This window comes from Actinokineospora alba, from assembly GCF_004362515.1.
GTDB classification, from domain to species: domain Bacteria; phylum Actinomycetota; class Actinomycetes; order Mycobacteriales; family Pseudonocardiaceae; genus Actinokineospora; species Actinokineospora alba.
The window spans coordinates 5345323-5367341 of the sequence record NZ_SNXU01000001.1; the positions used below are offsets into that span (position 1 = coordinate 5345323).

A 22019-nucleotide genomic window follows, 5' to 3' on the forward strand; every position below is an offset into this window, starting at 1 on the left:
CGCTTTCGCTGCCATGGGTGTGGCGGGGCCGATGGGATCGGCCCCGCCTGGGACGATGTGGGATTCGTTCTACGTCACGGACAAGCGGGCGGTGTCCCGATGTCGGGGGTCTGCCCGGCCAGCACGGCGTTGAGCCAGGTGATGACGTCCTCTTTGGCCGCCACCACGGTTCCGTCGTGGTTCACGCCGGGGTAGGTCTTCAGCCAGGCCGGGTGGGTGCCGTTGGCGCACGCGAGATCGATGCTGGCCTGTGCCTCTGGTGGAGTGACGATCTCGTCGGCGTCACCGTAGAAGATCACGAAGGGACCGGTCATCGGCTCGCTTTCGCGAGTGTTGGGCACGGCTTCCTTGTTGATCCAGCTGTGGAGCCTGTTGCGGGCGTGGGTGCCCGCGGGCTGGAACTCCGAGGCCGGTAGGTCTGAGTCCATGAAGGACAGGTACAGATCGATGAGGCAGCCGGTTTCGAGCTCGGGCAGCTTCTGCTGGGCGCCTGCGCCCAGGTAGTCGTCGAAGTCGAGGTCGGGATGCCGGGTCTTGAGACCGGACAGGATCATCAGGTAGTAGGCCTGCGATCCGTAGTCGCCGTCGCCGTCGCCGCCCTGGGGGGTGCCCGCGATGGCGGCCAGTCGCTGGTCGATGCTGGCCTCGAGGTTGATCGGCGCGCCCATCGCGACGGTGCCTTGGAAGTCCAAGCCCTCGCCGTAGGTATCGACGATCTCGGCGGCCCGGCCGCCTGCCTGGCTGCCCTGGGAATGGCCCACGGCGAACCACTTGTCGGAGAGGCTGGGGTGGAGTTGGCGCGCGGCGCGCACGGCGTCGATCATGCCGCGGGCTTCGCTCTTGGCTATCAGGTAGGGGTGCGGCCCGTCGGTGCCCAGGCCTTCATAGTCGGTGGCCGTGACCGCGTACCCCGCCTGAATCAGGGACGGGAGATAGGTGTCGTATCCGCCCAGGTTCGGCAAACTCGACGGGGCGCAGACGTCGGCCGTGCCGGTGGTGCCGTGGCCCCAGGAGACCACCGGCCAGCCGCCGGACGGCGCGGTTCCCGGCGGCAACAGGACCATGCCGGTGACCTTGATATCGGCGCCTGCCGCTCCGTCTCCGGCGCCCAGGGAGTTCGACCAGTAAGTGATCTTGTGACCGGTCGCTCCGACCGCGGTCAACGGGGCGGGCAACGTCATCGCCGAACTGGCGAACAAATCCCCCTTGTGCGGCGGGTCGGCCTGAGCCGCGGTGGTACTCACCATCGACACGCATAGCGCGGCCGTGAGACCGATGCGGAGTAAACGAGTTCGACCAAGGGCTTTTCTCAGCATGTGCTTACCTCCGGTGTCCCGAGCCGTGGCTCAGATCAGTGTGAAGCATTTCTTCGTATCGCCGGTGTAGCGCAGCCCCTTGCCCCCGGGCCCGCGGATATCGAACGTGCCGGAGGACTCGGATTCCAGGCCGCCGACCTGTTTGTGCAGCTTGAACGCGGAGGTCCAGCCCACCCTGGCCAAGCTGGACCCGTCCTGGTACGCCAACATCGTGACGTCGAAGGACAGCATCGCCCGCTTGATGATGGGGGAGCAGAACGCCGAATTCCGGCCGACTTGCACCGCGATTCCACGCATCATCTCGAGCCTCTTGCCCGCGATCGAGATAGTGCGGTTGGTTCGAGTGTCGACGAAATGTTGAGTTGAGTAGGAAAACCGCACATCGGCCGCGAGGACGGCATTCTTCTTGCCGCCGACAAGAGCTATGGGCCATCGGAATCGAGCCCACACCTCTTTCTGGTTCACGACCTCTCCGGCGGTCGCCTGGCTGAGTACCTCGTCCTCCGAGTCGTGGAGCCGCCGCGGCCACACCGTGGTCGGGTGAGCGGCGTCTTCGAAGCCGTTGATGAAGAACGGTTCCGCCTCATCCAGTTGCTGGGCGACCGGAAAATACGTCGAATGGTCGCCCGGTCCGGGACCGAACCAGATCGCCGCCACCTCCTCGGGCTCGGGTACGGCCACGTCTTCATGGCTGAAGTAGAACCTCGAGAACGGATCGTCGGTCTTGCTCTCCTCCGCGAACTCGCCCGGGTCCTCGAAGGGATCCCAATCGTCGCCCTGCTCGCCCGTCGCACCAGAGGGTCCTACCTGGCCTTTTCCCGCTTCCCGCTGGATCGGTTCCTGTTGCATCGAACCCCCTAGTCCTGATTGCGGCCGGTAACAGACGGTCGATTGACCCTAGGCGCGCCGCGGTGGCGAAGGAACGCGCCGCGGGGCTACTCGGCAATGCCAGGGACGCCGCCCACATAGGCACATCACGTTCCCTTAGGTGCACACCGTGCCGACCCGAGCCTGTGTCTGGTCACCGATTCCGGCCCGCGTGGTAACTGTCTGGTGAGGACACCCACGGATTCGCGCGATGACCTCAGCGGTGTACCACCAGGACTGTCCTTTTGAGTCACCAACCGCGTGGTTCGCCGTTATCCAGTGCAGTGCTGCTCGGTTCCGTGCCGTGGATGGACGATCGAATGGCAGGGCTCGCGGCGCCGAGCAGCTGCTGACCGCACCCAACGAGACGAGAGTGAGATCGACCATGCGGACCACGAACTCGCGCCGGGCGCTGGCTCTGACGGCAGTCGCAACGCTCTTGACGGCCTGCGCGGGTGGCGGGGCCACGGTGGGGGAGACGGGCGGTGGAAGAGACCCACTCACCGCCACCACCGGGTTCGACGGCTCCACGATCACACTCGGCGTGCTCAGCCCGCTGTCCGGGCCCGCCGCCGTGTTCGGCAGGCCGATGACCTCGGGCAACGAGGTGTGGTTCAAGCACATCAACTCCCAGGGCGGCATCGGGGGCAAGTACCCGGTGCGACTGGTCGAGGAGGACACCCAGTACCGGCCCGACCTCACCGTGCAGCGGTACAACAAGGTCAAGGGTGACGTGGTGGCGTTCACCCAGTTGGTCGGCACGACGCCGACGTTGGCGCTGCTGCCGCTGCTGACGGCGGACAAGATCCTCGCCGCACCGGCGTCCGGGGACGCCGTCTGGGTACGGAAGGACAACCTGCTGCCGATCACCGCCCCGTACCAGATCCAGTCCATCAACGCGGTCGACCATTACCTCACCGAGCGCGGCGGCACCCCGCAGTCGAAGATCTGCACGATGATCCAGGACGATGCCTATGGCGAGGCGGGCCAACAGGGCATCGACTTCGCCGCCCAGCGGTATGGCTTCACCGTGACCATGACCCAGCGGTACAAACTGGGCACCGAGAACTACGCGGGTCAGATCGGCGCGCTCGCGGGGGCGGGGTGTGAAATGGTGTTCCTCGCCGCCACGCCGACCGACGCGGGCAAGATCTGGGGCGCGGCGGCCCAGGCCCGGTTCACCCCGAAGTGGTACGGGCAGGCGCCGAGTTATGCGGGCGCCCTGGCTGAGTCGCCTCTGGCGTCGTACCTGCAGCAGCACGTGCTCATCGCATACGAGGGCACGGAGTGGGGCGACCAGTCCGTGCCGGGCATGAAGGACTTGATCGATCGCGTGAGCCGGTTCGCGCCGCAACAGCAGCCGGACCTGTACTTCACTTTCGGCTACAACCAGGCGCGGGCGATGACCGCGGTGCTGGAGAAGGCCGTCGAGTTGGGCGATCTGTCCCGCGATGGTGTCCTGTCGGCGTCCCGGGAACTCGGCACGGTGTCCTTCGACGGGCTCAGCGGCGACTACGTCTACGGAAGGACCGACACGCGCAACCCTCCGCGCACCACAACACTGTTCCGGATCGACCCGGCCAAGCCGTTCGGCCTGGCCACCCTGAAGTACAACTTCACCTCTGATGCGGCGAAGGCGTATCCCTTCTGACACCCGGCGCCGGTGCGCGATGTCTACAGGTTGAAGTACTGGGAGGTCTTCCCCTCGCAGCCGAGCACCTTGCCGTCCGGGCATCTGATCACGATGCGCCCGGTCGCGCTCTTGCTCTCGCCACCGAACTCGTCTTTGATCTTGTACTTGAACTTCCAGTGCACGTCGGCGATGCAGGTTCCGGACGGGAGCGCCCGCATGTCGACCGTGAACTTCAGGAGAGCCCTGTCCACGATGGGCCCGCATCTCATCGTCCGCGGGGCGACCTCCACCCAGAACGGCCGCATCGTCTCGAAGACAGCGCCGGCGACCATGACGAGGTCGCCGGTCCGGTCGTTGACGAATCGCTGTGGGGTGAAAGCGAACCGCAGGTCGACCGAGATGACGTCCACGGGCTCCTTGCCCACGAACATCATCGTCGGACGGAACGTGACCGGAACCCGCTTCGTAGTGCCCCGCTCCGCGGCGGTCGCCACATCGAAGGTGTGACCGCCCTCCCCGTCCGCTCGGGGGAGCCACACCCTGGCCGGGTGCGCGGCCTGCTCGGGTGCGGTCACGAGCAGGACATCGCGTGCGTCCGCGCCCACCTGGAGGTCGGCGTCGAAAGTCTCCGTGTGCTCGTGGGCGTCAAGGTTCGGGCCGAACCGCACGCCCGTCGCAGTGGCTTGCCGGGGACCTGCCGAAGCGGTCGTGCCCGGCGGCTTGGTCGTCTTGGCGGCGAGCGAATCACGCCTGCCCTTGACGAACGCGAGAACCTCGTGCGCGCTCACCGGGTCGCGGCCGTAGTACGCGACCACCTTCGTCATGACCAGGCGGGCGATCGGCTCGCTGTATACCGACTCCGAGACTCTGTCCAGGACAGTGCGCCAGGTGAACTGGGGATGGTCCCAGTAGAGCAGCAACTCGGTCAGGAAGCGGTCGAGGGCGTCCAGGGCCGCCCCCTCCGAGTCGTGCAGGTCGCCTTTCCGGTAGCCGCGCTTGCCCCGCGGTTCCTCGCCCGGTCCGAATCTGCGAAGGGTCTCCGCCACAGCGGCGGGTGCCCGATCGGTCAGGTCGCCGACTTCTTTGGGAGCTGCCCCGTCCGCGAGCAAGGTGAGCAGGACGCGGGTGGCGTCGTCGTTCCACCCCGGGATGGAGCACACCTCCGCGTACTCCAGGAGATCGGCCCAGGTCGACCCGCTCCTGGTCTTCGTCCAGAGCCGGGTCAACTCTGCGACGACGGCGTGAAGCATCCGTTCGCGAGGACTTCGGGTGACGGAATTCAGCATGCTCATCGGGATCATCGACGCACCCGCTTCCGTGAGATCCGCCCAATCGGTCAAGAGCGGGGGAGGTTGAAGTACCTTTGTGTCGCCTCATCCTCGGCGAACATCTGCCCGTTCGGATTGAGTTTGATGGCACCGTGTCGGTCAACCGTTTTGGGCTCACCCAGTGGTCGCCACAGGTGGCCGGTCCAGGACCAATTGATATAGTAGATAATGGCGCCGAGCTTGTTTTGTTCTGTTTCGACGGACAGGTCGAGTATCACCGAGTCGTCTGGCAGTTGCTTGGTCAAGCTGATCAGACGCAGGGTGAGGTTCGCGAATCGCCTTGGTCGAGGAAGTTCGGTGCCATTGATCTCGCCATGGGCCTGATCGGTGACGTAGTAGACCTGCCGGTCGAACGATACGGTGAAGTCAGCACGCACTCGGTCCACCGCATGGCTGGGGACCACGTGCATCTTCGTGCAAAACGTCAGCGGGTTGCTGATGGGCAGCTGGGAATCGTGATCGGCGATGGCGGTCCCGGTGAACGTCTCATTGTCCACTTGGTACTCGAAGGGAATCTGTTCGGGCGGGCTGACGGACTTGAATCCGGTGATCGTGACTCCACGGATATGGGTCCCGATTTTCTTGTTCGCGCGTTGTCCGCTCAGCGGCTGTTTCCGCGACACGTGGATGCTTGCTTTGGCGGCGTGGATCGCCTCACCCAGCGCGGCAGGCGGAGCGACGATGCGACGCTCGCGCTGCGCACGGTGCTCACGCAGCTCGCGCTCGCGGTGGTCCGAGAGGTCGCGCAGGCGTCGGCGCTCGCGCCGCTCGTCCCGTTCGAGCTGCTCGCGCTGCTCGCGATCTTGCTCGTCCCGGTGTTCGCGCAGGCGTTGGCGATCGCGGTCGTCGCCGTACTTGTACCCCGATTCCCTTCGCCCGTCGACCACGCGGTCGGCCGTCGGCTGTCGGCCGAACCTTCGCTCGACTGTCTGGCGCACGGCGAGCTCGGCCTTCCCGACGAGATGGTGTTCATCGCGGGGAGCGCCTCTGTAGGTGAGCCGGTCGACCAGGTCTTGGATGACCTTGTCCTGCTCGTCGATCCCTAGCTCGCGTTTCGCGTCCGCCAGGACGGTCGTCCATTCCAGTTCTTTGTTCCCGTTCCAAATCCTGGCCGCCGCGGCGACGAGTGTCTCCAGCCGCTCGGTGACGCCGGCCGGTGAGTTGGAGGAGTCGATGTCACCAGGTTGCATCGGGGTTGTCCTTCCACGCGGATTGATCTTGGTCGCTCGAAGCGAGCATGTCGGCTACCTTCGTCGGGTGAAGTCAGGCGGCGCCGCCGACCCGGGAACGACGAGAATCTCCACGGCCGAGGCGATGGGCGGACGCACTCCCGCGAAGCTGGCCTCCACCCGGCGAATCCCGAGCGACGCGTTCGGAAAAACGATGTACGACAGGGCAAACGCGCCCTGACCGTCGGTGGTCACGCTGTACTCACCGGCGCCGCCGAGGGTGCTCACGGCGATCACCTGCAGTGGTGGAAAACCCTTCCCCGTCACCATGGTGACGGCGCCGTCCCGCACGACCGAGGGGTTGACCTCAAGGGACGTCGCGGACCCGCTGCCTTCCAGCCGGATGAGGCGGGCGCCGGTACTGGCGTTGCTTGGCACGATGAGGACGGCGGGTCGGCTGCCGGTCCCTTGTGGAGTGTGCGTCACCGTGATTGCGCAGGAGCCGCCGACGCTCAGGCTCCGCCCGCGACACTCGTTCGTGGCGATGGTGTAGTCGCCGGGGAAGATCATCGCGGGCACTCCGGGTTCGGGTTGGAGCGCGACTTCGCCGATGTCCAGGGCCACGGTGCCGACATTGCGCACCGTCACCGTCCGCGGCGGGCTGCTCGTCAGGGCGAGACGATCGCCGAAAGCCACCACGTCCTGGTCGATGTCGATGCTCAACACCACTGGTTCGCCACCACCGGTGAGCGCCGCCACCCCGAGCGGAACTCCCTGTGGGGACTGGAGTCGCAGCGTCGCGGTGCGCACCCCGGTGCTGGTCGGTCTGAAGCGGACCGACACCACGCAGGCGCCGGTGGTGTGGAACGTTCGTCCGACGCAGGTCTCAGCCGGGAACACGTCGAAATCCTGCGCGGCCGGTCCGCTGATGGAGACCGACCCGACCGTCAGTGGGCCGAACCCGGCGTAGTCGAAGGCCGCGGTAGCGGTGCTGTCGTTGCCGATCAGGATCGTGCCGAAGTCGATTGAGGACGGTGTGGAGGTCATCGCGGGGCTGAACTGGCGCACGAAGACGTCGGTGAAATCGTTGGTGTCGTCGGCGACAAGGTCTGTCGCGGCGGAGTCGTAGACCACAGTGCCGGCGTCGGCGGACAAGGCCGGAGCCGAGCTGTCGCCGTCAGCTTCGCACGTGGAGTCAGGGGCAGGCACCGCGGTGCATACCTGGCGCAGGCTGGGTGAGGCGAGTTCCGCGGGCAGTCGACCGAGTCCGCTCAGCTCGCGGTCGCCATCGGTGACGAGGTCGCGAACGACGATGTCGCACACCGAAGTCGACCGCGGCTGGACACATCGGCCGCGGCTGTCCGGCGCGTCCACCCCACCATGCATGGATCGGCCGAACGTGGCGAACGCCAGATAACGGCCGTCCGCCGACAAAGCGGGGGACAACCCGCCGCCCGGTTCTCCCAGCACATTCCGGGAAGCGATACGCAGCACGAACGGCTCGTCGTTTCCGGCCCCGCTGAGCCTGCCGTCTCCGTCCGGGTCGCGATCGACGACCAGGACATCCGGCTGCGAGGTCTGCGGGTCCTCCCACGTGAACCCGACCATACGGCCGTTCCCGGACACCGTGGGCTCGCCTACCGAGCCCGGAACCGGTGAGCCGTCGGCTACGAGGTCCAGCCTCGAGGTCAGTCCATCCGGGACCGTCACCTCGACGATCGCGCGTTCGCCCGCGCCCGGGACGCCGTTCCTTCGCAGTAGGGCGGTGATCACCACTCGTCGCCCGTCGGCCGAGACCATGGGCTCGGTCGCACGGAAGTTGTCCTCATAGCCGGGTGGCCCGTTGTCGACGATGAGGTATGGGTGATCAACCGCGGGCTGGTCGAGTTGCCCATCGGGATCTTTGCCGAGCACGGCCAGGACGACGATCCCCGAAACGAGCTCGTCGTCCGGCACCGCGGCGGACAGCCGCAGTTTCGACCGCAGGGACGGCGGACCGATGTTGTGCTGCATCCAGGCCACGGTGGTTCCGTCCGCGGAGACGCTGGGCATGATGTTTTCCCACAGTCGCCCGAAATTGTCGAAGTCGGTCCGGCGTCCCACCGAGATGTAGCGGTAGGCGACGGCCCCGTCGTCGGTTCGCTCGTCGAAGACGGCATCGCCGTCCGGGTCGCGGTCCACGACGAAGACGTCCTCGACGAAGTCCTGGTCGGGCGTCCCGAAGTTCCACGCGGTCGACTGGAACGCGACGTGGCGTCCGTCGGCTGAGATCGAGGGGCCGCGGGATGCGCCATTCGGCTGTGTTTCCCCGGCGGTGCCAGGGAGCTGCCCGCGCGAAAGCATGATCGTTTTTCCGGTGACGCGGTCTCGTGCGTAGACGTCCAGGTCGGCGTCTTCGCCGTCCAACGGGTCCAACGCCGCCTCCGTCGTGAAGACCACGTGGCGCCCATCCGCCGACACCGAAGGCTCGAACGAGCCGCCCACCGCCTCGGTGCCGGTGTCGAAAACCGACACCCGTTCCGTTCGGCTGCTCACCACCTGCGCGGCCGCCGGTGCGGTCAAGTCCGCCACGACAACGGGAACGACCGCTGTGAGTACGAGGACCGCGCCTACGACACGACCTCGCCTGCCACTGAGCGGAAACGTATCCACCACCCCTCCTCATGATCCGCGGGCCACCTCGACGATGACGTCGCCGGGCGTCGGTTTCCCTCGGTGACAGGACAATCAGCCTCGGAGAACCCGGCGACAAGGTGTTGTCCGGCCAAGAGTTCGAGCACCCGCACCTCCCCGAAGGGCATTGGTGATCGCGTTCGGACGCGGTCATCCCGCGCGATCGAGAATTGGGCAGACTTTCGGGCACTCTCGATTCGACGACGGCGGCAGCGCATTGCCTGATCGCTTACCTGCTCGCCTCCGGGAAACCGGCTTCCCCGCCGATAATCTGGCCGCACGGCGTCATGTCCGTATTCCACGCGAGGGCGGCTCCGCACAATGGGATCGCCATGATGGGCAGGCAGGATGAACCCGACGAGTGAAGCCGAACGTTCCGAGCAGCGAGACGACGCCAGAAGGGCGAACTTGCGCCGGGACGCCGGGTCGCTGCTGGACAACTGGAAGAACATACTTCGAGCGCACCAAACCGGGCTCCTGGCGGATTTCCTGACCACGCTGACCTCGCCCGAGATCAAGTCAGCTTGGAGCTACGAGCAGGGCACACTGGTGTTGGACGAGTGGCTCAAGGCCAAGCTGATGACAGTCGGTGGCGACCTGCGCACGGCGTATGTCGAATTCTGTGGGGATCGGGCGCACCACTCCCCGACACTCGACGATGCCTTGGCGGGCAGAAAGATGGTTTGGGCCTCGGGGGATCACGCGACTTTTCTGCGTCTCTTCCGGGCCCAATCGGGTGCCGCTGCCGCTCCGCGCGATCTCGCGGAGCGGACCGAGGCCTTGATCCAGGCCGTAGTCACGCCTTCGCCGCCGCCACGCCCGCCGCGCCGACCGGCACCGCAGCCGCCCGCCCAGGTTCCTGCCAGGGGCATTCCCGCGCATCGGCCGGTGCCGCCCGAACGGCGACAGGAAACAGGGAGGGACAAGGGCAAGGACAAAGTGGGTGTCCCGGCTCGTGTCGTTTCGGCGCCCAGGCCTCATCCGCCTGCGACGCAACAGACACGACAGGGCCCCCCTGTGCCACCGAAGCGCAGGACCAAGGGCAACGCTCACGGCTCTCGACCCGGCGGGCAGCTCGATCTCTCTCGATGGAAAGACCCCGCGGCGAAACTCCAGAAAGCCGTGCTGAAGGAGGTGGTTCTGGATCCGAGTCCGGTGTTCAGGAATCGGGGCGGTCGTGGGCCCGTCGGATTCGACGTCGACGGCATACGGGTTTCCTCCGCGGCCAGACTCGATTCGCCCGACGTGATGTGGGTGAACCTGGTGACCGGCGAGAGGCTAAGAGCGGTCCGCAAGGACGTGGCAGGCATCCAGGTCGACCACACCCTGCGCTACCTGCGGCACGGGCGCGCTCGGAGCAGCTGGAACGACATCGCCGCGTTGTCCCGGTACCGGTTGATCGACCTCACCTGCACAGTGTCCTTCCAGCAGTCCAGGTACTGGATTCCCGCCATCGAGCGCTGGCTGTACGCCACGAGCGACGAACCCTACTTCGGCCTGACGAACCTGCAAGTGGCGTTTGCCGCGCCGACAGTCCACAAGCGATCCCAGTTCCTCAAGTCACTCGCGGTGGACTTCGAAACCAACCTGATCGAGTCGGCGAGCCTGCAGACCGTGGAAATCCTTTGGACGGCGACGAAGCTGCTGCTTGACGACTCGGGTGACGAGGTCGACGGCTACCTCACGCTGAACACCCAGTCGACCGCGCTGACCGCTGCCGACGCGCGGTCGAAGCACTACTTCACGGTGAAACGAAGCTAGAAGGCAGCGCGTGTCGGAGGTGATCCTGGATGTGGATGGGCAAGCGGCGAGCGAGGTGCCATGAGTTCGACGAGGCGCTCAAGCGCGCGGAAGCGATGACACGCCACTCCGCGGTGCTGATGACCGCATTCATGATCATTTCCGTCGCGACGGCGTCGAACGCGTCCGGATCCAACGGCACCGACCTCGGGGTCACCGCGAGACCGGGACCCGGCCTGTCGGATGACCTCGCCCCGCGCGTCGAAGACCGCATCGTCGTTCTCATCCCTCCGTGGCGGGAAGCGCGCGGCGATGTCATTGCGGTGGCCGACGTGACTCCTGAGTCGGAGTCGGGTCGGGAGGCCATCTCCGGCGCGGGCGGTTCCAGACTCGCGAGCGGCCAGCTACCGCCCGTCGCCTTCAGCGCGTACCTCAGGGCGGAGAGCAGTCTCGCCGTTCAGCGACCGTCCTGCGGGATCGAGTGGAGCCTGATCGCGGCGATCGGTCGGGTGGAGAGCAACCACGGGCAGTACGGCGGCGCTCGCCTTCGTCCCGACGGCACGACCACACGACCCATCCGCGGTGTGCCGCTCGACGGAACGCCCGGCGTGGCCTATATCGCGGACACCGATCGCGGCGCGCTCGACGGCGACACGATGTTCGACCGAGCCGTGGGCCCGATGCAGTTCATACCGGGTACTTGGCGTGCGGTGTTCCCGACCGGAAACCCGGACAACATTTTCGACGCGGCCCTCGCGGCGGGTCGCTACCTGTGTGCTGGTGGGGGAAATCTCCGGATAGGGGAGGAACGAGCCCGAGCCGTCTTTCGGTACAACCACTCGCGCGAGTACGTGAACCTGGTCCTGCGCCTCGCCGAGTTCTACCGAAGCGGCTCCGTCGACCTGGTCGATCAGCCTCCGCCGTCCGCGGCCCCGGAGGCTCGCCCGGCCCTGGCACTACCGCCACCGTCGCCGGTGCGGCCTGATGCCGCGAGTGCGCGAATCAGCACCACCTCGACGCGGGTCGGGTCGCCTTCGACCGCGACGACGACTCCGCCCGCCGGGCCACGTACCACCGTAGCTCCGGTGACGCCATCACCGGCGCCCACGTCCTGCCCGCCCGCGGGCGACGACGCTCCTGCCACCTGTGGCACCGAGCCGGGGCCCACGGCCTCGACTTCCAGTCCCAGCGCCGAGCCACAGCCTCGGGAACCCCCGCTGATCTGCACGATCCTGGGCCTCATCGTGGAGTGCTGACGCGGGTGGAGACCGGAGAACCTACCCAGATTGTCAGCGTCCGCTCGGAAGATATAGGAATATCGTGATCGCACGACCAAACCACAAGGTGACAGCGCGGATCAGGCGTGCCGCCTGATGCGAGTGCTCCTGATTGAAGAAAATCAGTACTTGTCCGACTGGGTGGTCGGCGTGCTGGCCCGACACGCCTCTCTTCTCACCGTCGCGTCGAGCGGCAAAGAAGCCATCGCCGCGCTGGCGGTCGACCCATACCAGGTCGTCATCCTGAATCCGGCTGTTCCACGTGGACACCTTCACGACTTGTGCGGCCAGTTGCGGGTAACGGATCCGTTCGCCCAGTTGCTCGCGCTCGTCGTCCAGCCACATACCGATGAGCAGATCGCCCGGCTTGGCAGGCTCGACGTCGACGGTTTCCTCACTATCCCGTGTCCCGCGCCGGAGCTTGTCGCCCGCGTTCGGGCCGCCGTTCGTCGCACGGCCGACCGGGTCGAGCGGGCCGACCTCGTCGTGGAATCCAAGAACCATGAAGTCCGCAGGGAGGGCAGGGTCATTCCGCTGGCGAAGAAGGAGTTCGCGTTGTTGATCGCGCTGATGCGTGCGAATGGCGCCGTGCTCAGCGTCGAACAGTTGAAGCGGCGAACCCGGCACTTGGGCCCTTGGCGGGTTCGGCAGACCGTGATGACGCTGCGCCGCAAGCTGGGCGAACCAGAGGTGATCCGAAGTGTGCGTGGCTTCGGTTACCGCTTCGAGCGGTTCGTTCCAGGCGATTCCCGCTCAGGTGACCTGGTGTCCTGTGGTTCGCGCTTGCCGAGTTGACGTGGACGGATGACCGTGCCCGTACGGTGTGACGAGAGGAAAAGATGCTCACGCAGCTAGGCGAGCTGCTCTGTGCGGTCAGGGAGTGGGATGCCGCGCAACAGGATGGCAATACGGCTTGGCAGACGACCATGCGAGCCCTGATGATCGAATGCGAGTTCCGAGATCCTGACGCCAGTTTGGTCGAGTCCTATGTGGACGCGGTGGTTGTCGCCAGGAAAATCGCCTGGGCAGCCCGGCTCTACAGTCTGGGAGGGCCACAAGCAGACACGCCCAGTGAGGTGGCGGGCCACCTCACCGCGGCCGCGGACCTCGCGTGTGATTCCGTCGCCGACATCGTGCGGCATATGGACATCGGCGATCGGTCATCTGTCGGCGGAGCGCAGAACCTGTTGGTGTCGACCGCTGAGACGGCAAAGCTGGAGACCCTTGCCCGAGTCGCCCGACGTCGGGTGTCGCAGGCTATGTTCTCGGCGTTCAAGGCGTTATCCGGGAGTCCTGATCAGCTGGCGACCCTTACCGCCGCGTACCAGAGCTTCACCGCGGCGGTGGACGCGACCTTTACTCGCACGTTGGAGGACAACCGCGTTTTCGAGAACGCTGTGGAATCCCTCGTCCCAGCCGTCCAGCGCTTGTCGCATCACGAGGTGATCGACTGCGTCTATCTCATGACCGCCACGCCCTCAAGGGTTCTCCACTCCATCACCCGCGCCCAGCTCATTGACGACGCTCGTTCCCAGATCGCTCACCTGGTCGGTGAGACCCACAACGCGTTTGACCGGATGCTCCTCGTCGCGAGGCGGTACGCGGACGCACGCAGGGCTCGAACGTCCGAATACGCGCACGCTGCCACCGCGTTCATCTCCATAATCGACAGCTGACGTGAAAGTCCGACCTAGTGGGGTTCACCTGGTTTGATTTCGCGGTCCCGGAACTGTTCCTGACTCGTGATGAACTTAGCGACCTTGTCGAATGTGTCGCGATTGCTGCCAGGATCCGGCGTGATCGCAAAATAGTCCTTGTTCGGCCACCATCGAGTGACGCGCCTTATTTCACCGGTTTGCCAGCCGGCGAACTTCAGCAACTTGATCACAGTGCCGTCGTACTCGCCGAACTCCCTGGTGGCCGACAGGAGCACAACTCCACGGTCAAACATGTAGAAGCAGACCCCCCGACTTTCCGTGAGCACCTCGAGAACTTTCGAACTGGTCGACTCGTCGTAGGTAGCGTCAAGCGTGAGCACTATCGACTGCAGGTCGCTGCCGAAGATCGCGTCACCAACGACGTTGCCGACCCGCACCTGGACGAGCTCTTTCGGTCTCGCCATCACCTTGCGCAGCTGGTCGATCACCCCGGGGATGGCGATTTCCGCGCGCTGGAAGGCGTCGCGAAGGTCGTCGAATGTGTGGAATCTTCGCTGGACATCCCCTCCGGCGTACAGGATGAACACAATGGTGAACTCGCTGTCCAGCGGCTTGCTCGGCTTGCCATCACCCAACTGGTTCAGCACCTCGACAACCGCCGCGCCAAACACGTCCTTGTGCACCCAGTTCCTTGTGGAGCCTCTGGTAAACCTGAGCTGCGATGTCAACATGCTTCGTGCTTCGCCGCGCAGGCGATTCATGGCCTCATCGCTCAGCTCCTTGCCTGCGCTGCCCATGCGACGCTGAGCTTGAGGGTCGAATAGATCCCAGTTCCTGCGTGCCATTCGATTGTACTCTTGCAATTTGTCAAGGAAACTGTCGACACCTTCGGCGCCCGGCCAGAGGTCGATGCCTTCGGGCAGAGTCAGCACGAGGGGGTTGTCGCCGGCCAGGAAATCCTCCGGGCGCCATCCTCTTTCCGCATTCTTGGTTTCGCCCTCGCCCTCGCCTTCGCCCGGTTTGTCTTTCCCTTTGTCGCGGCGCCCGGTGAGGAGTTCCAACAGCTGAGTATTGGCGGCGCCGAGAGTCGCCACTCGGTCTCCGCCGGACTGCAGGGTTCTTGCCAGGCCCTCGAGCAGTCTCACCATCATCTTCAGATCACTGTCGGCGAACTTTTCGGCGTACCTCCCCGCGAGCCGGTTGTAGTTCCTGATCGACCTGGCCGCGGTCGGGAACTCAACCTCGAGTTCCGCCATGAACCAGGCGTTTTTCTCGACGTCGAACCGCCAGGGGACCCTCTGCTTGTCGAGCAGGTCTTCGGCCGACGGGGCCGGGCGGACCGCGTGCTCGGCTCGCCGGTGGTCAAGCTGCTTTTCCTTGCGTTTCTGCACCTTCTCGATGTCATCCACGTGGGCGCCGCCGACTCTCTCGCCGGGCGCACGATCGTCGTCGAGGTACAGCACCTCGCCTTCGCGCGCGAGGGCCGCCGCCACCGTTTCTGGTTCGAGCCGGAGCGCGCGATGACGTTCGCGGCGCACCTCCTTGGCTGGAATCTCGCTTGCCTCTTCGTCGAGATACGTTCCGAGTTTGGGCACGACCGCGGACAATGGGCCCACGACGTCTCCCGTCGCCAACACGCTGCCATTGGGATAGAGGTTGATGTAGCCTGCCGTCTCGTGCTGCTGCCCGTACCCGACGGCGTACCACCAATAGTTGAGGCTCACCACGTAGGTCCGGTGTTCTTCGTCCCAGCCCGAATTCGCGACGATCCTGCCGTCACACGTCACGCCTGCCGGGACCGTCGGCTGTCGATCGGCATCCCAGCTCACCAGCAAGTCGCTGACATGTTTGAAGCGGCGAGCGTCAATCATCTCGCCGTAGCTGTAGACGATCCGGAACGGCAGCTCCACCTGGAGGCTTGTCGGGCCGAACCGCACGCCGAGTCCCTTGATTTCCCCGGCCGGTAGGTTGAACGACTTCGCCCAACTGAAATTCAGCACCGCAACCCTCCCCAGGCCCGACCCGACGGACGTGGGGTTGTCCGGGGCTGCCGAGGTATACCCGGTGATGTAGTTAGCGGTGGAGAGTTCCCACGTCTTTGTCACGACTGTCCTCCTATCCTCGCCAACGAGGGCGCAGGAACTCAGCTCTGCTGCGCGATCCACTCGTGTAGAGCCGCGAGCACGGTGGGATCGTCGCTGGTGAATAGTTTCCGGGTCTCGTCCTCGCCCAGCTCACGGAATTCCGCGGCAGTCGCTGCGGGAGCCGGATACTCGGCCGCTGTGTCGTCAGAGTCGCTCATGTCAGTGTCTCCAGGGTCATCAGCCTGCGGCGAGTCTGAGCTCGAACCAGCTGTCATGGTGAAGACAACGCGCACACCATCGCGCCACCGACGATGCCCCAGTAGGCAACAGCCGTTGCTCGATCTCGTGGCCGAAGCACACCTTGTTTCCCAACGCTTCCAGGCTGACGCTGCCATCAGTGCGGGAAGGAGGCAGACCATGATCGGCGACAACACCGAGACGGCCACAAGGACATGAGCAAGCCGGCCGCCAAACTGGGTGACCAAGTCCGCGGCACGGATATTCACGTCGTCATGGTCCCCGCAGGAAGTGGCACCGCGCCGAAGCCGACGTCGATGCCGTTCAACGGGATTATCACCACTGGCTGCGTCCCGACGGTCTTGATCTGTGGGAAACCGGCGGCGGTAGTGGGAAGCGTGGCGGTCAACACCCCGCCGCATGTGCCGACCGGCGGCACATTCCAAACACCACCGACCAACCAAGGCACTGTGATGGTGGGCAGCAAGACGGTGATCGTCGGTGGAAAAGCAGCCGCACGGGCCGGCGACAAAGTCTTGACCTGCAATGATCCCGCGCCCGCGCCGACTGGAACAGTGGTCGTGCCCGCGTGCACCGTGATGGTTGGCGATTGAATAGGAGCGGATCGATGGAAGCGTCATCGGCGGGAAGCGATGAACAGCAAGTGCGAGAACTCCTCACGAACGTGAACTCGCTGCTGGCGCAACGCTGGCAGCGACACGAAAACTGGAGTTGGCAAACGCTCGTCGACGATCTGCATCGGCAGGACACCTGGATCGCGAGTGACACCAGCTGCAAGTCGCTGTTGGCGGCGTTGAACAACCCACCAGACCTGGCGACCTTCATGAATCGGGCGCGCGCTGCTGTCGAGCAGGTCGTCAACGGCCGGACCGCGGGAACCAGCACCATTTCCGCGGAGTCACGCAGGACGGTGGAGAAGCTTGCGGCATTCTGGGATTCATGTCCCGAGAAGAGCTGGAATGAGCTTATCGGCTACGCGTATATCAAGAAAATCATCGTTCTGGATGCGACCGATAAGGCAGTGATCGCAAGGTTGGGCCAGAACTGGCCAAGGTGCGCGCAGGACCTTCGTGCCGCGACGGATCGCTCGGTGGTCCCGGGTGACGAGAACGTGCCTGCGAGTCCCGAGCAGCCGCGGCGCCATCGGGCAGCCAGTGGCATCAGTCCGCTCAGCACGCCGCTCGTGCCATCCGCGATCGACGAGCCTCGCAGCCAGGCGCAGGGCCGCCGGCTCGGGGACGAGGAGCTTTGGTACCAACTCCGACGCGCCACGAGCGAGAAGCTGCGGCACACCTATCCGCTCGCCGTCGTCAAGAAGGCGATTGCCGCAGGCTCGAAGCCTGGGTTCGAGCACTGGAACCTCCGGCGTTCGCTTGGCCCGCCGGTCGACGCGTGGGGCGAGCTGTTCGGGCTCTTTCTCGACGAACGCTTCCCGGCGCTGCGTGGTCACTATGACGACCTGTGTGCACGGACCAGAACTCAGACCGAGTCGGACATCTACGCGAGCGCGTCGTACAAAGCGCTGGACCAGATCTATCTGAGAGAGTTCCGGCACACCGTCGAAACGATTGTCTCAACGAGCAAGAACTACCTCGGATCTGGATCTTGACTGGTTACCGGCCGACAGCAACGCAGCGGAACCCACTCCTCGGCGGTCAGAGCGAACTTCTCACAGTCGCGCCAGCGCCCGTTCAGCAGTTGGAACCGCGGGGACCTGCCCTCATGCCGAAAGCCGAGTCGTCGCGCCAAGGCGATCGAACGAGCGTTCTCCGGCTCGCAGTTGATCTCAAGACGGTGCAACTCCAGCCCATGGGGTGCGGCCGCGAAACACGTGTCGACGATGAGGACCAGGGCTTCCCATGTCCGACCGGTTCCCGCGTACGGTAGGAATGCGTTGTATCCCAACATGGCGGATTGCGACGAACCTCGTAGCACGTTGTACACGGTGAATTTCCCCGCGATACCGCGATCGTCGCGATCGACGGATATGAATGCCGTTTCCAGTCCCAATTCGACTTGGGCGAGGATGTTCCAGAAGTCGCGGTCATCGCACATGACATAACTCCATGGTGCGGTGAGGCTCGCACTGCTGCGGGCGGCGTCCAAGAATTGCTCCCGGTCACCTTCCTTCAGGGGTCGAACCCGGACGCGACCACACTCGTGAAAGTCAAGCGGGATAGCGGAACCACTATTCTCGGGGACGATAGTAAAATCGTCCAGACCGGTGGATGATTTGACCATGGCCCACTATGTTCTCCGATTGAGGTCATCTTCGTGCCCGAGCGGGCAATCATTCGGACATCCTCACCCGCTGGAGTCGGAACTCAGCGCCTCTTCTCGTACCTGGTCAGCACCACGCCGCCGGGGAACCTCCGCGTCTCCACCAGGTTCAGGTTCACCCAGCTGTCGAGCGCGGTGAAGAACGGCGTGCCGCCGCCCACCATCACCGGGTGGGCGGCCAGCAGGTACTCATCGATCAGCCCGGCCCGCATGGCGGCGCCTGCGAGCGTGGCGCCGCCGATGCTCATCGGGGCGCCGTCCTCGGCCTTGAGCCGGGTGATCTCGGTGACCGCGTCGCCAGTGACCAGGCGGGTGTTCCAGTCGACACTGTCGATCGTCGAGGAGAACACCACCTTCGGCGTGTCCCGCCAGTTCCGCGCGAACTCCATCTCCGCCGGGGTCGCTTCGGGCTGCTGGTCGCCGGTCGGCCAGTAGGAGCTCATCGTCTCCCAGAGCTTGCGCCCGTACAGCGTCAGGCCGCTCGCCCGCTCCTGGTCGAGCCACCACTGGAACAGCTCGTCGCTCGGCCCGCTCCAACCGATGTCGTCACCGGGCGCGGCGATGTAGCCGTCCAGGGTCACGTTCATGCCGTAGACCAGTTTCCGCATGCTGCCAGCTTTCCTCGAGTCGGGCTGGTGCGCGATCCGGGTAGTGGGTGCTACTTCAGACCGGTGTGCGCGATTCCCTCGATGACCCGGCGCTGCAGGGTGATGAACAGGACCAGGATGGGCGCCATCGCCAGCAGGCTCGCCGCCATCACCAGCGGGATCTGGGTGCTGCGCTCACCCTGCAGCGACGCCAGGCCGACCGACAGCGGCATCCTCGTGCCGTCGGTGGTGACGACGAGGGGCCACAGGAGGTCGTTCCACGACCACAGCACGGTGATGATGGCCAGTGCGACGAGCCCGGGCCGGGTGAGCGGCAGCATCACCCGCCAGAACACCTGGAACGGGTTGCAGCCGTCGAGGCGGGCCGCTTCCTCCAGTTCGATGGGCAGCGACGCGAAGAACTGGCGCATCAGGAACGTGCCGAACGCGCTGAACAAGCCGGGGGCGACCACGCCCTGCACCGTGTTCAGCCACTGCATCGACTCGACGATCTCGTACTGCGGGATCAGGTAGACCTGGCTGGGCACCATGAGGACCGACAACGTCACCGCGAGCAGCGCGTCGCGGCCGCGGAACCGCATCCGGGCGAACGCGTAGCCCGCCATCGAGCACAGGACCAGTTGGGCGACGGTGCGGAGCACGGTGATCAGCACGGACACCCAGAACTGGGACAGGAACGGCAACCGCTCGAAGACGAGCGCGTAGTTGTCCAAATTGGGCGCGGCCGGGAACGTCGGGGTCGCGCTCGTCGCCTCGCTCTGCGTGGACAGGCTCAGGATGATCTGCCACGCGAACGGGAACACCATGGTCGCCGCGCCGACCGAGAGGACCACGTGGGTGGGCCAGGTTCGGCCGCGGTTGATGGCGGCGGGCTCAGACATCGTGCACCCACTTGCGTTGCAGGAGGAACTGGACGGCGGTGACGCAGGCGGTGATCACCAGGATGGCGATCGCGATCGCGGCGCCGTAGCCCTTCTCGTTGTCCGGGAAAGAGGCCTCCCAGAACAGGTAGACCAGTGACTTCGTGTCCCGCATCACCGGGTTCGCCGTGCCGACGAGCGTGTAGAGCAGGTCGAACAGCTGCAGGCCCGCGATCACCGTCACGACGGTCAGGAAGAACACCGACCGGCCGACCATCGGGATCGTGATGGACAGGAATTGCCGCATGGGCGACGCACCGTCCAAGGCGGCCGCCTCGTACAGGTCGCGGGGAACGTTCTTCAGCGCCGCCGACAGGATGATGATGTTGAACCCGAGGGACAGCCACAATCCCAGGACAGCGGTGGCGATCAGCGACCAGCCCGGTGTCGACACCCAGTAGGTGCCTTCGATCCCGACCAGGCCGAGCGCCCAGTTGAGGACGCCGTAGTCACCGTTGTAGATGATCTTCCACACCTGCGCGACGGCGACCGGCATGGCCACGTACGGCAGGAAGAACAGCGTCCGGTACAGGGTCGCGCCGCGCAGTCCGGGACGGTTCAGCAAGGCGGCCAGGACCAGCCCGATGGGCACGCCGAGCACCACGACCCCGGTGTAGATGAGCGTGTTGAGCGCGGCACGGCCCAGCTCCGGGTCGGAGAGCAGCCGCTCGTAGTTCTCGAGGCCGACCCACGTGGACCCGCCGAACACACCCCACTCGGTGAAGCTGAAGTAGGCCGTGCGGACGATCGGCCACAGGTAGAACACCGCGATGCCCAACACCAGCGGCCCGACGAACAGTACCGGCCACGCCCCGTGGCCGGTGTGCGCCTTCTTCTTGCGCGGCCGGGCCGGGGGACCCGGGGCGGGGGTGATGATCCCCGCCCCGGGCGCCGTCGTGGACGCCGTCATTCCTTCTCCAGCGCCTTGTTCATCGCGTCCGCCATCGCCTTGGCCACCTCGCCGACCGGCTTGGCGCCGGAGAACGCGTCGGGCAGCAGGTCGACCTCGAACTTGCCCCAGGCCGAGGAGTTCTTGCTCACCGGGTAGGGCACCGCGTAGTTCTCGGCCCCGTCGAGGAAGACCTTCAGGTCGGCGCCGGGAAGCACCTTGAGGAAGGACTCCTGGGTGCCCTTGTACGCCGAGATCACGCCGCTGAGCTTGCTGAGGGTGACCGCGGCCTCCTGCGAGGACAGGTAGGTCAGGAACGCCTCCGCGGCGGCCTGGTTCTTGGTGTCGGCGCTGATCACGTTCGCCAACCCGTGGATGACGGTGGCCTGCCGCTTGTCCCGCGGCAGCGGCGCGACCGCCACGTCCGCGGCGATCGGGCTCTCGGCGAGGAGCTTGGTGTCCCAGGAGCCGGTCCAGAACATGGCGGCCCGGCCGCTGGTGAAGCGGCTCAGCGCCGGGGTGTCGGCGTCCTGCGACAGCGACGGCATGGCGTCGGCGGCGATCAGGTCCGCCCACACCTGCAGGCCGCGGATGGCCTCCGGGGTGTCGAAACCGGACTTCTTGCCGTCGGCGGAGATGACTTCCCCGCCCGCGGCGGCGATGGTGTCGTAGTAGGTCTGCTGCCCGCCGTCGACGAGTGCCGCGGTCACACCGAAGACGTCCTTCGCCTTCAGCTTCGCGCGGATGTCCTTCGCGGCCTGGACGAACTGCTCGACCGTCCAGTCGGACTTCGGCTCCGCGACACCGGCCTCCGCGAACAGCTTCTTGTTGTAGAACACCGCGATGGTGTCGTAGTCCTTCGGCACGCCGTAGCGGACGCCCTCGTAGGTGTAGAGCGTGTCCAGCGCCTTCGGGTACTGCGCCGGGTCGATCTTCTTGCCGTCCACCAGGCCGGTGATCGGGGCCAGCTTCTTGTTGGCGGCGTAGAGCTGGAAGTTCGGCCCGTTCATCCAGAACACGTCGGGCGTGGTCTTGGACCCGGCCTGGGTCTGCAGCTTGGTCCAGTACTCCTTGTACGGCGTCACCTGGACGTTGACCTTGACGTGCGGGTAGGTCTTGTTGAAGTCGGCGACCACCTGCTGGGCGGCCCCGGCGATGTTCTCGCCCCACACCCCGTAGGAGATCTCCGCCTTGAGGTCGGCGGGATTGGCGGGCTGCGCGGCGGCGCCGCTGTCGCCGCCGGAGCCGCCGCCGCATCCGGCCAGGGCGACCGACGCGGCGACGAGGGCGGACAGCACGGCTAAGTGCTTCTTCATCTG

19 protein-coding genes are annotated in these 22019 nt (G+C 65.6%); 7 read left to right on the forward strand and 12 right to left on the reverse strand.

Annotation, left to right across the window (positions count from 1 at the left end; genetic code table 11):
* Window positions 1-74: 74 nt before the first annotated feature.
* Both C8E96_RS24555 and C8E96_RS24560 read right to left on the reverse strand, forming a co-directional pair.
* A complete protein-coding gene (locus C8E96_RS24555) occupies window positions 75-1244 on the reverse strand; it encodes a lipase family protein (protein WP_166658102.1) in 1170 nt (389 codons plus the stop codon).
* Window positions 1245-1346: 102 nt separating this feature from the next.
* Window positions 1347-2165 (reverse strand): hypothetical protein, encoded by an 819-nt coding sequence (locus C8E96_RS24560; protein WP_091368641.1) that lies wholly within the window; start codon window positions 2163-2165, stop codon window positions 1347-1349.
* Window positions 2166-2568: 403 nt separating this feature from the next.
* On the opposite strand from C8E96_RS24560, the gene C8E96_RS24565 reads away from it, so the two are divergent.
* Window positions 2569-3834: an ABC transporter substrate-binding protein gene (locus C8E96_RS24565; RefSeq protein ID WP_091368643.1), complete on the forward strand. Its 1266-nt coding sequence runs from the start codon at window positions 2569-2571 to the stop codon at window positions 3832-3834.
* A gap of 23 nt (window positions 3835-3857) precedes the next feature.
* Here C8E96_RS24565 and C8E96_RS24570 read toward each other — a convergent pair whose 3' ends face one another.
* From C8E96_RS24570 to C8E96_RS24580, 3 genes are read right to left on the reverse strand one after another with little or no spacing between them, the layout of a single operon-like run.
* Complete coding sequence (locus tag C8E96_RS24570; RefSeq protein ID WP_091368646.1) at window positions 3858-5108, reverse strand: hypothetical protein; 1251 nt, start codon at window positions 5106-5108, stop codon at window positions 3858-3860.
* A gap of 44 nt (window positions 5109-5152) precedes the next feature.
* On the reverse strand, window positions 5153-6334 hold the full coding sequence (locus C8E96_RS24575; protein ID WP_091368649.1) for a hypothetical protein: 1182 nt from the start codon (window positions 6332-6334) through the stop codon (window positions 5153-5155).
* Window positions 6335-6388: 54 nt separating this feature from the next.
* Complete coding sequence (locus C8E96_RS24580) at window positions 6389-8875, reverse strand: choice-of-anchor D domain-containing protein (protein ID WP_133794742.1); 2487 nt, start codon at window positions 8873-8875, stop codon at window positions 6389-6391.
* 459 nt (window positions 8876-9334) lie between these two features.
* On the opposite strand from C8E96_RS24580, the gene C8E96_RS24585 reads away from it, so the two are divergent.
* From C8E96_RS24585 to C8E96_RS24600, 4 genes are all read left to right on the forward strand, one after another.
* Complete coding sequence (locus C8E96_RS24585) at window positions 9335-10747, forward strand: hypothetical protein (RefSeq protein ID WP_133794744.1); 1413 nt, start codon at window positions 9335-9337, stop codon at window positions 10745-10747.
* Between the two features lie 35 nt (window positions 10748-10782).
* A complete protein-coding gene (locus tag C8E96_RS24590) occupies window positions 10783-11982 on the forward strand; it encodes a lytic transglycosylase domain-containing protein (protein ID WP_133794746.1) in 1200 nt (399 codons plus the stop codon).
* Window positions 11983-12099: 117 nt separating this feature from the next.
* The gene (locus tag C8E96_RS24595; protein WP_091368660.1) at window positions 12100-12798 is read left to right on the forward strand and encodes a response regulator transcription factor; all 699 of its coding nucleotides are present in this window, start codon (window positions 12100-12102) and stop codon (window positions 12796-12798) included.
* A 44-nt stretch (window positions 12799-12842) separates the two neighbouring features.
* A complete protein-coding gene (locus C8E96_RS24600; RefSeq protein WP_091368662.1) occupies window positions 12843-13679 on the forward strand; it encodes a hypothetical protein in 837 nt (278 codons plus the stop codon).
* A gap of 14 nt (window positions 13680-13693) precedes the next feature.
* Here C8E96_RS24600 and C8E96_RS24605 read toward each other — a convergent pair whose 3' ends face one another.
* The gene (locus C8E96_RS24605; RefSeq protein WP_133794748.1) at window positions 13694-15766 is read right to left on the reverse strand and encodes a hypothetical protein; all 2073 of its coding nucleotides are present in this window, start codon (window positions 15764-15766) and stop codon (window positions 13694-13696) included.
* A 38-nt stretch (window positions 15767-15804) separates the two neighbouring features.
* Window positions 15805-15963 (reverse strand): hypothetical protein, encoded by a 159-nt coding sequence (locus tag C8E96_RS33530; RefSeq protein WP_166658103.1) that lies wholly within the window; start codon window positions 15961-15963, stop codon window positions 15805-15807.
* A gap of 234 nt (window positions 15964-16197) precedes the next feature.
* Between C8E96_RS33530 and C8E96_RS24610 the strand changes: the two genes are divergently transcribed.
* Window positions 16198-16596 (forward strand): PAAR domain-containing protein, encoded by a 399-nt coding sequence (locus tag C8E96_RS24610; protein WP_091368668.1) that lies wholly within the window; start codon window positions 16198-16200, stop codon window positions 16594-16596.
* Window positions 16597-16610: 14 nt separating this feature from the next.
* Entirely contained in the window at window positions 16611-17612 is a 1002-nt protein-coding gene (locus tag C8E96_RS24615; protein WP_133794750.1) for a hypothetical protein, read from the forward strand.
* On the opposite strand, the gene C8E96_RS24620 is transcribed toward C8E96_RS24615, so the two are convergent.
* The 5 genes from C8E96_RS24620 to C8E96_RS24640 form a co-directional block, all read right to left on the reverse strand.
* Complete coding sequence (locus C8E96_RS24620) at window positions 17591-18244, reverse strand: GNAT family N-acetyltransferase (protein WP_091368674.1); 654 nt, start codon at window positions 18242-18244, stop codon at window positions 17591-17593. The two genes, C8E96_RS24615 and C8E96_RS24620, sit on opposite strands and share 22 nt — an antisense overlap.
* Window positions 18245-18327: 83 nt before the next feature.
* Window positions 18328-18891 (reverse strand): dihydrofolate reductase family protein, encoded by a 564-nt coding sequence (locus tag C8E96_RS24625; RefSeq protein ID WP_091368676.1) that lies wholly within the window; start codon window positions 18889-18891, stop codon window positions 18328-18330.
* A gap of 50 nt (window positions 18892-18941) precedes the next feature.
* On the reverse strand, window positions 18942-19772 hold the full coding sequence (locus tag C8E96_RS24630) for a carbohydrate ABC transporter permease (protein ID WP_091368679.1): 831 nt from the start codon (window positions 19770-19772) through the stop codon (window positions 18942-18944).
* Entirely contained in the window at window positions 19765-20721 is a 957-nt protein-coding gene (locus C8E96_RS24635; RefSeq protein WP_091368682.1) for a carbohydrate ABC transporter permease, read from the reverse strand. Before C8E96_RS24635 ends, C8E96_RS24630 begins: the two co-directional genes overlap by 8 nt.
* Window positions 20718-22016 carry an ABC transporter substrate-binding protein gene (locus C8E96_RS24640; protein ID WP_091368684.1) on the reverse strand — a complete coding sequence of 433 codons (1299 nt, stop codon included), beginning with the start codon at window positions 22014-22016 and terminating at the stop codon, window positions 20718-20720. The genes C8E96_RS24635 and C8E96_RS24640 overlap by 4 nt, the downstream gene beginning before the upstream one ends.
* Window positions 22017-22019 lie beyond the last annotated feature (3 nt).

Bases quoted from the DNA above. Each gene is read 5' to 3' on its own strand.
- C8E96_RS24585 (WP_133794744.1), top strand. From the start codon at position 9,335: ATGAACCCGACGAGTGAAGCCGAACGTTCCGAGCAGCGAGACGACGCC.
- C8E96_RS33530 (WP_166658103.1), bottom strand. From the start codon at position 15,963: ATGAGCGACTCTGACGACACAGCGGCCGAGTATCCGGCTCCCGCAGCG.
- C8E96_RS24590 (WP_133794746.1), top strand. From the start codon at position 10,783: ATGGGCAAGCGGCGAGCGAGGTGCCATGAGTTCGACGAGGCGCTCAAG.
- C8E96_RS24635 (WP_091368682.1), bottom strand. From the start codon at position 20,721: ATGACGGCGTCCACGACGGCGCCCGGGGCGGGGATCATCACCCCCGCC.
- C8E96_RS24625 (WP_091368676.1), bottom strand. From the start codon at position 18,891: ATGCGGAAACTGGTCTACGGCATGAACGTGACCCTGGACGGCTACATC.
- C8E96_RS24610 (WP_091368668.1), top strand. From the start codon at position 16,198: ATGAGCAAGCCGGCCGCCAAACTGGGTGACCAAGTCCGCGGCACGGAT.
- C8E96_RS24600 (WP_091368662.1), top strand. From the start codon at position 12,843: ATGCTCACGCAGCTAGGCGAGCTGCTCTGTGCGGTCAGGGAGTGGGAT.
- C8E96_RS24630 (WP_091368679.1), bottom strand. From the start codon at position 19,772: ATGTCTGAGCCCGCCGCCATCAACCGCGGCCGAACCTGGCCCACCCAC.
- C8E96_RS24615 (WP_133794750.1), top strand. From the start codon at position 16,611: ATGGAAGCGTCATCGGCGGGAAGCGATGAACAGCAAGTGCGAGAACTC.
- C8E96_RS24565 (WP_091368643.1), top strand. From the start codon at position 2,569: ATGCGGACCACGAACTCGCGCCGGGCGCTGGCTCTGACGGCAGTCGCA.
- C8E96_RS24570 (WP_091368646.1), bottom strand. From the start codon at position 5,108: ATGAGCATGCTGAATTCCGTCACCCGAAGTCCTCGCGAACGGATGCTT.
- C8E96_RS24595 (WP_091368660.1), top strand. From the start codon at position 12,100: ATGCGAGTGCTCCTGATTGAAGAAAATCAGTACTTGTCCGACTGGGTG.
- C8E96_RS24640 (WP_091368684.1), bottom strand. From the start codon at position 22,016: ATGAAGAAGCACTTAGCCGTGCTGTCCGCCCTCGTCGCCGCGTCGGTC.
- C8E96_RS24575 (WP_091368649.1), bottom strand. From the start codon at position 6,334: ATGCAACCTGGTGACATCGACTCCTCCAACTCACCGGCCGGCGTCACC.
- C8E96_RS24560 (WP_091368641.1), bottom strand. From the start codon at position 2,165: ATGCAACAGGAACCGATCCAGCGGGAAGCGGGAAAAGGCCAGGTAGGA.
- C8E96_RS24620 (WP_091368674.1), bottom strand. From the start codon at position 18,244: ATGGTCAAATCATCCACCGGTCTGGACGATTTTACTATCGTCCCCGAG.